This window comes from Cellvibrio sp., from assembly GCF_046347455.1.
In the GTDB taxonomy this organism is placed as follows: Bacteria; Pseudomonadota; Gammaproteobacteria; order Pseudomonadales; family Cellvibrionaceae; genus Cellvibrio.
The window spans coordinates 458,753-471,891 of the sequence record NZ_JAXMGC010000002.1 but is presented as its reverse complement, the minus strand read 5'-3'; the positions used below and the strand labels follow the sequence as shown (position 1 = coordinate 471,891).

10 protein-coding genes are annotated in these 13,139 nt (G+C 46.2%); 3 read left to right on the top strand and 7 right to left on the bottom strand.

Translation table 11 applies throughout. The annotated features are described in order from the left end of the window. Window positions 1–82 precede the first annotated feature (82 nt). Entirely contained in the window at window positions 83–2,440 is a 2,358-nt protein-coding gene (locus tag U1F02_RS05915; protein ID WP_409989442.1) for a beta-L-arabinofuranosidase domain-containing protein, read from the bottom strand. 611 nt (window positions 2,441–3,051) lie between these two features. Between U1F02_RS05915 and U1F02_RS05910 the strand changes: the two genes are divergently transcribed. Further along, a complete protein-coding gene (locus U1F02_RS05910) occupies window positions 3,052–4,413 on the top strand; it encodes an MFS transporter (RefSeq protein ID WP_409989441.1) in 1,362 nt (453 codons plus the stop codon). A gap of 241 nt (window positions 4,414–4,654) precedes the next feature. On the opposite strand, the gene U1F02_RS05905 is transcribed toward U1F02_RS05910, so the two are convergent. From U1F02_RS05905 to U1F02_RS05890, 4 genes are all read right to left on the bottom strand, one after another. Continuing rightward, on the bottom strand, window positions 4,655–5,836 hold the full coding sequence (locus U1F02_RS05905; RefSeq protein ID WP_409989440.1) for an aldose epimerase family protein: 1,182 nt from the start codon (window positions 5,834–5,836) through the stop codon (window positions 4,655–4,657). A 124-nt stretch (window positions 5,837–5,960) separates the two neighbouring features. Then, complete coding sequence (gene araA / locus U1F02_RS05900; protein WP_409989439.1) at window positions 5,961–7,463, bottom strand: L-arabinose isomerase; 1,503 nt, start codon at window positions 7,461–7,463, stop codon at window positions 5,961–5,963. 46 nt (window positions 7,464–7,509) lie between these two features. Next, entirely contained in the window at window positions 7,510–8,202 is a 693-nt protein-coding gene (locus U1F02_RS05895; RefSeq protein ID WP_409989438.1) for an L-ribulose-5-phosphate 4-epimerase, read from the bottom strand. Next, on the bottom strand, window positions 8,199–9,884 hold the full coding sequence (locus U1F02_RS05890) for a ribulokinase (protein WP_409989437.1): 1,686 nt from the start codon (window positions 9,882–9,884) through the stop codon (window positions 8,199–8,201). The genes U1F02_RS05895 and U1F02_RS05890 overlap by 4 nt, the downstream gene beginning before the upstream one ends. A gap of 363 nt (window positions 9,885–10,247) precedes the next feature. Between U1F02_RS05890 and U1F02_RS05885 the strand changes: the two genes are divergently transcribed. Next, complete coding sequence (locus U1F02_RS05885) at window positions 10,248–10,961, top strand: FadR/GntR family transcriptional regulator (RefSeq protein WP_409989436.1); 714 nt, start codon at window positions 10,248–10,250, stop codon at window positions 10,959–10,961. A gap of 3 nt (window positions 10,962–10,964) precedes the next feature. Beyond that, window positions 10,965–11,438, top strand: a complete 474-nt coding sequence (locus tag U1F02_RS05880; RefSeq protein WP_409989435.1) for an acyl-CoA thioesterase — start codon at window positions 10,965–10,967, stop codon at window positions 11,436–11,438. A gap of 6 nt (window positions 11,439–11,444) precedes the next feature. Here U1F02_RS05880 and U1F02_RS05875 read toward each other — a convergent pair whose 3' ends face one another. Next, window positions 11,445–11,837 (bottom strand): YkvA family protein, encoded by a 393-nt coding sequence (locus U1F02_RS05875; protein ID WP_409989434.1) that lies wholly within the window; start codon window positions 11,835–11,837, stop codon window positions 11,445–11,447. A gap of 13 nt (window positions 11,838–11,850) precedes the next feature. Next, window positions 11,851–13,113, bottom strand: coding sequence for an MFS transporter (locus U1F02_RS05870; RefSeq protein WP_409989433.1), 1,263 nt, complete (start codon window positions 13,111–13,113; stop codon window positions 11,851–11,853). Between the last annotated feature and the right edge of the window lie 26 nt (window positions 13,114–13,139).

Sequence of the window (13,139 nt, the reverse complement as noted above, 5' to 3'; positions counted from 1 at the left end):
ACTTTACAATCATTTTAATCATATAAATCAAAGACATAGCGGAGCTACAACTATGTCTTTTGAGTTTTTTTTATTATTTTTGCTATTTTTTTAATACCCTTAAGCCATAAATACTGCCCGCTTTTGAGCCTTGGTGAGCCACAAACTTAACAATCAGCTTACCCTTGGAGGCACGTACCAGACTTTCTGGAATGGCGTAATCGATGGTGTAAATATCCTGCTGAGCGTCCGCTGTTAGCTTGATGGATTTGATCAATTTATCGTTTACCAACACATCGAACTCATTACCTGCGTCTGCTTTGGCAAAGCTCAACCGCAAGGTTTTGGCTTCGAGTTTTTTGTCATTCAACTCGTAACTCATCCACGCCTTGGTGTTACGCCAGCGCATACCTTTGGTGATGCCAGTATCGGTTCGGTCGGCCTTAAAGAAATGGTCAGACTCAGGCTGCTGCTCGCCCGGTGCAACTTGATCGACAGTGATTGCATCTAGAGCCATGCGCTCAGCTTCTTTACGAGCCATTTCTGCTTGCAAACCGACCAAATTCTCCGGCGTCGTATAAGGCAGGTAAAGACTGTAGCGGGAATCGTGCAGGCGGAAGAATGGAATGAACTCTAGCGAAGCCGAATTAGGTCCCTTTACCACGTCTGGTGCGGTGAAGGTTAAGGGTTTACCAGGAACTGGTTTTATCTTGGCCATAAAGTCCGTCGAATCGCTCACAAACAGCGGCGCGGCTTCTAAAGGACACAGCTGCCCTTGGGCTATGTGCCCCATACGCGAGTCATCCGCCAAGTAATTGAGCTTTTCGCTAGGGAAAGGATTGGTTTTTGCGGCCAATACAATCGGGCCGTGCAAAAGCGCGTAGTAGTTGGACTGATCCGGCATTTGTTCCAGGTGGGTTTTCATTGGCAGTGTCACATCAATCTTGTCGCCCTTACGCCAGCTGCGATTCAAGCTCACATACTCGCCCGGCTGCGCAGAAACTTTCACCGGCTTTTTATTGATAGTGATTTTCAGCTCATCTTTCGCCACCCACTGCGGGTAGCGGATTTTCAAAGTGAACTTTTTGTTGCTCTTGATAGTGATGTGCGAGCTTTCCTCGTCGGGGAAGACGGTGTTTTGAACCAGCTCGATATTCTTTTCACGCCAGTTCAAGGTCGACGGGATAAACAAGTTGAGGTAGAGATCATCGCCGTCGTGCGCATAGATAAACTCGCCGTATTTTGCATGGCTTTCAATACCCGAACCCACACAACACCACATGGCTTTATCGACTTGCGAGTAAACGCGGTAATGGTTTGGGCGCATGGGGGTGAAGTACACAAAGCCGCCAGTTTCGGGGCGTTGTGAGGCCAGAATGTGGTTGTAGAGCGCGCGCTCGTAATAGTCGGCATAACTTACTTTGCTATCGGTCAGATACAGCATTTCCGTAAGTTTCAGCATGTTATAGGTGTTGCAGGTTTCAGGCCCTTCCACTTCATTAATCATGCTGGAGAAATCTTTATCATCGTGAAAATGCTCTTTCACGCTGTTGCCGCCAATGGCCACAGTGCGGTGGTCATGCACCGTTTGCCAGAAGAACTGGGCAGCCTCTTGGTAATCCTTTTTGCCCGTTAAATCGGCGATGCGCTTGAAGCCGATGACCTTGGGAATTTGGGTATTGGCATGCAAGCCAGTGAGTTTGTCCTGATCTTGTTTAAGCGGATTCAAAATCACTTGATGGGAAAAGCGCTCGGCCAGCGTCAGGTATTTTTGATCTTGCGTGATCGCATAAGCATCAGCAAAAACTTCGTTCATTCCGCCGTGCTCGCTGCGCATCATGGCCTGCATTTGCTCATCGGTTAAATGATTGGTGAGCGCCAATGCCCAATCGGACATGCGAATAAACATTTGTTTGGCGTCTTGGTTGTCCGCGTATTTGTAGGCATCACGTAAACCAGCAAAAGTCTTGTGCAAGTTGTACCAAGGGACCCACTTTCCGTTTACTGAAAAGTTATCTGCCTGCATTTTGCCTTGAGCAATCTGATTGAATGCGTCTTTACCGCCGGGAATACCGCCGACGTAGCCATCACCATTTGCATCTTGCGCGCGCTTTAATTCGGCGACGAAATAGTTCAAGCGGCGCAAAACCTCCGTATCACTCGTTGATGCGTACATGAGAGCTAAGGCCGTAAGGTAGTGCCCGCCCACGTGCCCATCCAAACCTGACGATTCCCAGTTGCCGTAACTTTCCTGTTTAGGAGTTAGGCCAGCTTCACGCAAAAAGGGCGCGGCCAATTTATCCGGCTCTAAGGCCATCAAATAGTGAAGATCCGTGGTTTGAGCATCCAAGAATGGGCTAGAGGTAAGGCGAACATCACTCAGTGGAAAAAGTTCAGTTGCCGAAGATACTTGGCTCTGCATCGCCAAAATACATGCAGTGAAGACTATTATTTTTCTCATGCTTGCCCCCGTTGGGATGTAATGGATTTTTCATATGATGTGACCAGCAGCCTAGGAATTTTAACCCGACTATGGATGATTATTTTTATCATTTGTCTTACAAAAACTATAGTTAAGCAATAAAAAAACCGCTAAGGGTTTCCCCATAGCGGCAAGAAAAGGTGTGAGCAATAAATGTTGCTACACACTCCAACGACAAAACATCGCAAAAACCGAGCAGATAAAGGGGCAACCCTTATGATTAGCTCGGGACAAAGAACCTCAATCAATTGTCTTATAATAAACATATATCAATCTAAAAGCCAATGTATTAATAATCTTAAACACGCAAATTTGAGTGGTTTTTGTAAATTAACAATGATTTACTCTGCACCTCTTGTTTCCCCTGTGAGTTTTGTACAAAAATCCGTTCAATAGCCCAAAACATTAATAGTATAATAGGACGTTTTTTTGTGCTCCTAGGGAACAACAAGCTTGTTAGCAAGCCCAAGGCACTGGCAATATGCACCCTCTTATTGTGGTGCCCCAAATATCAACAATAAAATCAATACTCGTGGACCCCAAATCCGCTAATAACCAAGACCTCTAGCGATCAACTAATGGATAACAACATGTCTACTACTCCATCCAAAGGCGGCAGTTTAATTCTGTCGATTGTTTACATTACCGCACTGTTTTTCATCTGGGCGTTTGTAACCAACCTAATTGACCCTCTCGTTAAAAGTATGAAGGTTATTTACACCCTCACCGACGCGGAGGCGCAGCTCAACCAATTTGCGTTCTTTATTGCTTATGGGATTATGTCGATTCCATCGGCTGCCTATTTGGCGAAGAAGGGTTACACCAAGTCTATTATTTTGGGTTTGATCGGAATTATCGCTGGCTGTTTGATTGCTTGGGCAACCACCTTCTCTCACAGTTTCGTGACCGTGTTGCTCGGCCTGTTCGTTGCAGCATCAGGTATTACATTGTTGCAAGTGGCAGCAAACCCACTGATTGCCTCTATGGGCGATCAAAAAGGTGCAGCCTTCCGTTTGAACTTGTCTCAATCATTCAACTCGTTGGGTGCGTTCGTTGGCGGCTGGGTAGGCGCGAAGTATTTGCTCGATGGCCCTTTGTTCCACAAAGACGTGGTTATCACCCAGGATTTGTTGGACACAGGCCTGTCATTTGTAACCAATGTTTACTTCTTAATTGCTGTCGTGTTAGCCGTATTTACCATTGCTGTATTTCTGGTTCGCAACACCATCGCCGAGCATTCACCCAAAATGGCAGCTCACACCGAATCCCCCTTCTCTGCATTGAAATCCAAATGGGCCAACTTGGGTGCTTTGGGGATTTTCTTGTACGTAGGTGCGGAAGTTTGCGTTATCTCCGGCATGATCTTCTTCCTTGAACAAGAAGCGATTTTGAACGTTCCTGCTCAAATCGCCGGTTACGTGGCTCCCTACTTCATGCTGCTAGCAATGATCGGACGTTTCGCCGGTTCGGCTTTGTTGCGCTTTGTAAATGCAACCAACATGTTGGCATTTGTGGCGACTGGCGCGACCTTTTTGTGCGTATTCGTTATCGCGACTTACAACTGGCCAGCAACCCCGCTCGGTGGCACCGTATCGTTGCACGGTCACATCACTCCAATCACCATGGGCTTCCTGCCAGCAATCGCAGCCATCATGATCGGTTTGTTTAACTCCATCATGTTCCCAACCATCTTCACCTTAACCCTCGAGCGTTCAACTGCACCTGCGTCTGCAACCTCGGGCTTAATGTGTATGGCGATTTGCGGTGGTGGCTTCATCTCTGTGCTTTATGGTTTTGCGGTAGACCAATTCCTTGCGCACTTCCCCGTTGGGGCTCGCTCTATCGCTTTCGTAGTACCCCTGCTGTGCTACCTGTACGTGCTTTGGTTTGCGTTCGCAGCCAAAAAAGCGCCAACCCATGCTATTGAAGAAGGTATTGCTGTAGGTCATTAATAACCCTATGACTTATCGATAAAAAAGCCCCGCGAGGGGCTTTTTTTATTTCTCAGTTTGGGAACATGAAATCCCACTGATCGAACAGATGAGCTAAATTATTTGGCATAAAAACATGGAGCTAATTGGCGTAGCTGGTCCTTACCCAGTAGACTTTCCAAATAAATTAATTCGGATCACTCAGCAAAAATCTGTATCAAAAAATAAGGCGCCCTAAGGCGCCTTATTTTTTGATCTCAAATTACTTGGTTACAAACTTGTAAGTAATTTTGCTTTTATATTCCTCACCGGGTTTTAACAAGGTGGTTGGGAATTTAGGTTGGTTAGGTGTATCTGGGTAGTGTTGCGGCTCTAACACCACAGCGCCACGGTATTCAAACTTCACACCTTTGCCTTCCACTTTTCCGGTCAAGAAATTGCCGCTGTAAAATTGCATGCCGGGTTCATCGGAATAAATTTCCAGAGTACGGCCTGATGCTGGATCTGACAGGGTGAGATCCAAGCCCCACTCATCAACGGATTTTTTGTTCAACACCCAGTTGTGATCGTAGCCACCACCGTTCTTCAATTGCTCATTGGTTTGACCAATCATTTGGCCGATCGCATGTGGCTTAGTGAAATCAAACGGAGTGCCTGCAACAGGAGCAAGCTCACCTGTTGGAATCAAACCGCTATCAACAGGCGTGTATCTGCTCGCATTGATGTACAACTCTTGATTCAAGATACTGCCCTTGCCCGCCATGTTGAAATAAGGGTGTTGGGTCATATTAACGTGAGTTGGCTTATCGGTAGTTGCACCGTAAGTAATGTTAAATTCGTTGTTGTTAGTCAACTCATAAACCACGGTTACTTTTAAATTACCGGGGTAACCTTGTTCACCATCTGGGCTGGTGCGAGTTAAAGTTAAACCAACAGAATTTGCCGTCTTAAAGGATTTTGCATCCCACATTACAGCCCAGAAACCTTGGCTGCCACCGTGCAAATGGTTGGCACCATCGTTTTTATCCAAGTTGTAAGTCTTACCGTCTAATACAAATTGCGATTTACCAATACGATTTCCGTAACGGCCAATCATAGATCCGAAGAACGATTTATTTTGCAAATAACCATCGACACTGTCGAAACCTAAAAGAATATCTGCCATCTTGCCGCTTTTATCGGGCGTGACCATGGAGGTAATTGTGCCGCCGAAGTTGGACACTTTAACAACTACACCGTTTGCGTTAGTCATGGTGTACAAAGTTGTTGATTCACCAGAAGGCAATTTTCCAAATGGAGCGTCAGTGATAGCCAATTGGGCTACAGATTTTACCGCGGCCGCTTTTTGCGAAGCTGCAGGCGCGCTAGCCGTTTCAGCTGCATAAGTGGATTGTGCGCAAGCTGCTGCAACACAAAGTGCTAAGGTCAGTCGTTTAAAATTCATTATGGTTCTCCTGTTATTATTAAAAAAATCGTCGTTCTATTCGTACCGTTTTATTCATAAAAGAAAGGCGGTTTAACCACCGCCTTTCTCACACAAACATTAAACACCATCTTTCAAATGCACGTTATACGCCGTCTTTAAGATGGTAGTAGGCAGCGTTGTGGCGCAATTCGGTTTTGAATGCACGCACAGTTGTGTTTGCATCAATAACCAAGGCTTCTACACCTGCCATTTCTGCGTAATCAACAATTTCATCTGCCGTCACACCTTGCGTGTACGCGCTGTGGTGCGCACCACCAGCTTGGATCCACGCTGTTGCTGAGATTTCCAAATTGGGGCGAGGTTCCCACAAAGCTTTAGCGACAGGCAATTTTGGTAATTCTTGTGGTGGCGTCACTGTATCCACTTCGTTGATGATTACGCGAAAACGCGTGCCAATATCAATCAACGAAATGCACAAGGCTGGGCCCGCTTTGCCGGTGAAAATCAAACGTGCGATGTCATTGCGGCAACCAATAGTGTGCAAGTGAACTTCCAGTTTTGGTTTTGCAGCTGCGATGGATGGACAAACTTCCAACATGTGCGCACCTAATACTTGGTCAACACCACCAAAGTGATAGGTGTAATCTTCCATAAAGGATGAACCACCTTGACGACCTTTGGACATAACCTTGCAGATATGAACCATGGCCGCAGTTTTCCAATCGCCTTCACCACCGTAACCAAAACCAGCAGCCATTAAGCGCTGAGTTGCCAAACCTGGGAGGTTGGTTAAACCTGTCAAATTTTCGAAGCAGTTGGTGAATGCACCGAAGCCACCATCTGTTAAAAATTTCAACATGCCCAATTCAAGGCGCGCTTCATTTTTCAGCATTTGATATTGATGTTCGTCGTCAAAAATCGCTGGGTTAACATCGTATTCTTTTTTGTAGATTTCGATTTGTGCAGCAACTTGTTCGTCAGTAACGGCATCAACGACTTTTTGCAAATCACCTAAACCGTATGCGTGAACTTCGTAACCAAAGGTAATTTGTGCAGACACTTTATCGCCGTCAGTCACAGCAACTTGACGCATGTTGTCGCCAAAGCGTGCAACTTTTAAGGTTTGGCTTGCATGCCAACCCATTGCAACGCGACACCAACTGTCGATTTGCTTTTGTACAGATTCAGTTGCCCAATGACCTACAACCACTTTGCGCTCTTGACGCAAACGTGTGCTCACGTGGCCGAATTCGCGGTCGCCGTGCGCACTTTGGTTGAGGTTCATAAAGTTCATATTGATTTCAGCAAAGGGCAATTCAGCGTTGAATTGCGTGTGCAAATGCATGTAGGGCTTGCTCAGCGCGCGCAAACCAGAAATCCACATTTTTGCGGGAGAGAAAGTGTGCATCCACAAAATCAAACCTACGCAATTTGGATTGCTATTAGCCGCTTGTGCGACCGCCAAAATTTCCGCCGGAGATTTCACCGTGTCTTGCGCAACAATTTTGATCGAAATATTGGCAGAATCGGTTAAACCCGCTGCAATTTTTTGGCTGTTCTCGGCGACTTGTTTCAGTACGCCAGGGCCGTATAAATGTTGTGAGCCAGTGACCAACCAGACTTCTTTATCGCCGTAAACTTTCATTTTGATTTCCTCAAAAATCTATACATTAATTTTGTGCTAACTCGATTTACTTTTGCCCGTAATAGGCATTTTTTCCATGCTTACGCAAATAGTGCTTATCGACAATGCCTTGCTTTAATGCCGCTGTATTTGGCTGCAAGGTTTTTGTCAGGTAGGCCATGCGCGCAATTTCTTCTAATATCACCGCGTGATAAACCGCATCTGCTCCGTTCTTGCCCCAAGTAAAAGGTGCATGTCCAGCAACAATCACCATAGGAACTTCTTTTGGGCTACGTGTTTTAAAACAATCGGTAATTTGCACACCGGTTTCTTCTTCGTAGTCGCGCTCAATTTGTTCATCGCTCATCACTGCGGTGCAGGGAATTTCACCGTAAGCATAGTCAGCATGAGTCGTTCCATAGCAGGGAATGGCTTGCTGCGTTTGCGCCCATGCGGTGGCATAGGTCGAATGAGTGTGAGTCACGCCGCCAATGGAATCAAAGTGACGATACAAGTGAGTGTGGGTTTTGGTATCTGATGAAGGGCGCATTTTTCCTTCAACGATATTGTTTTCCAAATCCACAATGACGATATCGTCTAGTTTCATCACTTCGTAAGCTACGCCGCTCGGCTTAATAGCGATCACACCGGCTGCACGATCAATTTGCGATACATTACCCCAGGTATAAACCACCAAATTGCGACGCTGCAATTCCATGTTGGCTTCGTAAACTTCGCGTTTTAATTCGAGGTAACTCATTTGAGGGAACTCCCTAACTCTGGTGAAGAGTTGACGAAGTTTCCGAGCGTTAAATATTTTTGATACAAACCTTCATAAGCCGCAGCAGCTTGTGCATTAGGTTTGTAGGTTTTGCACACGGTGGATGCCATCACTTTCTGTGCGCTGGCAACATCAGGGTAAACACCGCCCACGACCGCGCCAAAAATAGCGGCGCCTAAAGCACAGCTTTGCTCGCTCTCTAAAACTTCAATTGGGCAATTCCAAACATCCGCGCAGGTTTGCATAACAAAATCGGATTTTTTGGAAATACCGCCAATCGCCACCACAGAATCAATGGCAACGCCTTCTTGTTTAAAGCGTTCGATAATCGCGCGCGCGCCAAAGGCAGTCGCTTCAACCAATGCACGAAAAATTTGTGGCGCATCGCTACCCATTTTCAAACCCGTAATCGCCATGGCAACGGATTGATCCGCATCGGGTGTGCGACGACCATTCACCCAATCCAAGGCGGTAATACTTGTATCACCTACCGGAATTTCACTGGCAGCTTTACTCAGGGCAACAATGGTTTTGTCTTCCAATTCTTGAATAAGTTTTTGCTTGGTTGATTCATCTAATAATGATGACGATGAGACAAGTTGGTTCGCTGGCCAGTTCACCACATTTTTAAACCAGGCATACAAATCGCCGAAGGCTGATTGACCTGCTTCAAGACCAACAAAACCGGGCGTTACAGAACCATCAACTTGACCGCAAATACCGCGGATGCATTTATCGCCAATGTCTTCATAGCTGGCGACTGTAATATCGCAGGTAGATGTACCCATAATCTTGGTCAAGACACCGGGTTTCACGTTGGCGGCGACCGCACCCATATGGCAGTCAAATGCGCTGAAGCTCACGGGAGTGCCAACAGGTAAGCCCAACAAAGCAGCCCACTCTGCTGTTAATAATCCGCAAGTTTGATCAGAGGTAAAGGTTTGTGCCGGTAAGCGATCGCGTAAGCCATCCAGAAGAGGATCAATGCCTACAAAGAATTCATTGGGTGGATAACCGCCCCAGCTCTCGTGCCACATCAATTTATGGCCGGTAGCACAGCGCCCCATACGCAATTTTGACGGATGAGTTGTACCGGTAATGACGGCAGACATCCAATCGCAGTGTTCAACCCAAAGGTAAGCTGCTTTGGCGACAGACGCATCCTCACGCAACACGTGCAAGGTTTTCGCCCAAAACCATTCTGATGAATAGATGCCGCCTTCGTATTTCAAATAATTCTCTTTAGAGGCGTTTGCAGCAGCGGTAATTTCCTGTGCTTCTTTGATGGCGGTGTGATCTTTCCACAACACAAACATGGCGTTGGGGTTTTCAGCAAATTCTGGTTTAAGCGCAAGCGCCATACCGTCACTGTCTACCGCAATCGGGGTAGAACCTGTGGTGTCAAAACCTATACCCACCACTTTGGCAGCCGCACCAGCAGGAGCCTGTGTCCACAAACCTTGAACAACTTGCTCTAGGCTTTCAAGGTAATCCAGCGGATGCTGGCGAAATTGGTCTTTCGCTGGAACAGAATACAAGCCCTTTTTCCAACGGGGGTAATACACAACATGACTGGCAACTTCTTTGCCAGTCAACGCATCAACGAGGAGTGCACGTACGGAATCGCTGCCGTAATCAAGGCCTAAAGCATATGAGGTCATCACTTCACCTGGGGTTATTTTGCGTCTAAAAATGACGCCCTATTTTGTATGATAATATTATTCACTTAGAGTGCTTTTTGTCAATCTCCGAACCCCTAAAATAGGGCTTCAAAACGAGAAAAATTCATCGTCTATAAACTCAAATTTTATCTTTACAATCTAAGACTTATATTACAAATTATTTGCCACAAATAGCCTGAATGCGAAGGTCAATAAGCATGATTTGGACCGCATCTTTAATCGCCAATTTAGCGCTAAGTACCTGACGGCAAAGGTGGGTTTAAGCGAAAGCCTTATATTGTAATATCAGGTATAAATCGTTAACCTTCTGCCAATAATTTTAATCATCTGGATTGCTCACCAATGGCGCTTCTTGACCGTAACTTCAATCTCTCCCACCGTATGGTCCACGAACTGGGTAAAGCCATCATTTGCGGGGAATACAATGACAACGGATTACCCACTGAAGCAGAACTTTGCGATAAGTTTGGTGTAAGCCGAAGCGCTGTTCGTGAAGCCGTTAAAATGCTTTCTGCTAAAGGACTGATCTCTAGCAAGCCGCGTCAAGGTATTCGCGTTGAGGCTGAAGAAGAGTGGAACATCTTTGATCCAGATTTGCTGCGCTGGTCGCTAGAAAGCAAACCCTCGATGAAGGTGCTCAAAGAGTTCCTTCAGGTTCGCATCGCCATTGAACCAGAAGCAGCTGCCTTAGCAGCGCGTTATGCGTCTGCAGACCAAATTGATGCAATCGAAGCCGCACTGGAAAGAATGAAAAACGCAGAAGAAAATTCGCAAGAAGATTTGGATGCGGACATCGCCTTCCACATTAGCATTCTTTACGCGAGCAATAACCGTTTCTACGTCCGCCTACGTGATTTCATCAAAACGGCGCTCCGTGTAAGTATTAGCCACACTAGCCCCATGAAAGGTAACCACGAGGGTATAGTAGAAGATCACGCCAAAGTCTTTAATGCGATTAAAAACCGTAATCCAGAACGTGCGAAACATTCCATGCTGTTGCTGATTGATGAAGCGCTTAACTTTATTGAAGAAGAATTAGCGTCTAAGCAAGAATAAATTATGAGCAGCCCTCAACGCGATATCACTCTCCGCTTTTTAGCTGAACCCCAAGACGTGAACTTTGGTGGCAAAGTACATGGCGGCGCCGTCATGAAATGGATTGACCTCGCTGCTTACGCCTGTGCCGCGGGTTGGAGCAGCCGCTACTGCGTAACGGTCTATGCCGGTGGTATTCGCTTTGTATCGCCGGTACATGTTGGCAACTTGGTAGAAGTTAGCGCAAAGATAATTTATACCGGCAAATCTTCCATGCACATTGCGATTGAAGTTAATGCCTGTGATCCAAAATCCCTGAATCGCAGACTCACTACCCATTGCATCGTAATTATGGTGGCCGTGGATGAGTCGGGCCAACCCGTAAAAGTTCCAGAATGGACTCCGCAAACAGAGGAAGATAAACAGCAACATGCCACCGCAATTAAGCTAATGGAAATGCGCAAAAAAATTGGCGAGGAAATGCAGATTTTTGTTTAAGCTTAACTAAAAGCTAAACGATGAACGCGTCAATGAAAGATAGGCCCAGGCGCCCATTGCTGAACCTGAAATAATCCAAATCCCAACAATAATTATCGCTGCCGCACGACTAACGGGTTTATCCATAATTGCTTGTGCTTTTTCACGCGAAGCTTCCAAAACTTCTTCTGGTGTTAGGCGCAACACTAACATCAGCCCCAAGGGCACAATAATCAGGTCATCCAAATAACCCAACACCGGAATAAAATCTGGAATCAAATCTATTGGGCTTAATGCGTAGGCTGCCACCGCTAAGGCGAGACAGCGTACGACCAATGGCATCCGAGGATCGCGTGCAGCGAAGTAAACAACCAACGTTTGCTGCTTTAATTTTTTAGCCCATTTTTTTATACGCGACATTGCAACATACCACTTATTTCCTTAGTGCGCCCCCTAATAAGAACGCCGCTAAAAAAGTGAGTAAGCCTGCAACAGAAATATAATAACCAACCGAAGCAAGACCGTAGTGGACACCCAACCAACTGGCGATTGCAGGTGTCAACGATGCGCCAATAATGCCCGCTAAATTAAAGCTCAGTGAAGCTCCTGTATAACGAACTTCCGTCGGAAATATTTCCGCCAATGCTGTACCCAATGCACCATAAGTAGAACCCATAACACCAAAGCCAAGGCTTAGCATGATTAACACACCCATGGTCGAACCGGAACTCAACAGAGGCGCAAAACCTAATCCAAATGCTACAACAGCAACGCCCGCAATCATTAGCATGGTGCGACGACCGATCTTGTCTGCAACCAAAGCCGACAACCAAATGGTAAGCGCCATCGCAAGCACAGCGTACAGTTGCAAGATGAGAAAATCTTCGCGCGTATACCCTAATTTGCTGGTGCCCCAACCAAGAGAAAATACGGTGGTGATGTAAAACACCGCAAACGCGGCGATTGCTAAAAACGCGCCCAATATCATGACACGCGTATATTGTGTAAGAACGTTCAACATAGGAACACGAACGCGCTTGTCAGTTTCAATTGCCTCTTTAAAGGCGGGCGTTTCTTCAATGCTTAATCGAACGTATAAACCAACCATAACTAATAGCGCACTAGCGATAAACGGAATACGCCACCCCCAACTAAAAAAATCTGCATCGTTTAAATTGTGCGTTAATGCCAGAAACACTCCCGTGGAGCAAATGAATCCGATAGGGGCGCCAAGCTGAGGAAACATACCGTAAAGTGCGCGCTTGTTTTCCGGTGCGTTTTCCGTGGCCAAGAGCACAGCACCGCCCCACTCTCCCCCCAAACCAATTCCTTGCCCAATTCGGCACAAACACAAGAGTAATGTTGCCGTAATGCCAATGGACTCATAGGACGGTAGTAAGCCGATAAAAACGGTAGAAAGCCCCATTGTCATCAATGCAGCAACAAGGGTTGCTTTTCGCCCGATTCGATCACCGTAATGGCCAAAAACCGCAGAACCAATAGGGCGCGCGAAAAATGCCAATGCGAAGGTTGCTAATGATTGCAAAGTTGCGATAGTTGCATCACCTTGTGGAAAAAATAAGGTGGGGAAAACCAATACAGCAGCCGTTGCGTAAATATAAAAATCAAAAAATTCAATGGTGGTGCCAATCAAGCTGGCGAATAGGACACGGAACGGTGAGTTTTTAGTCTGCATAGTTAAGGTTCTTGGTAATGATGTAC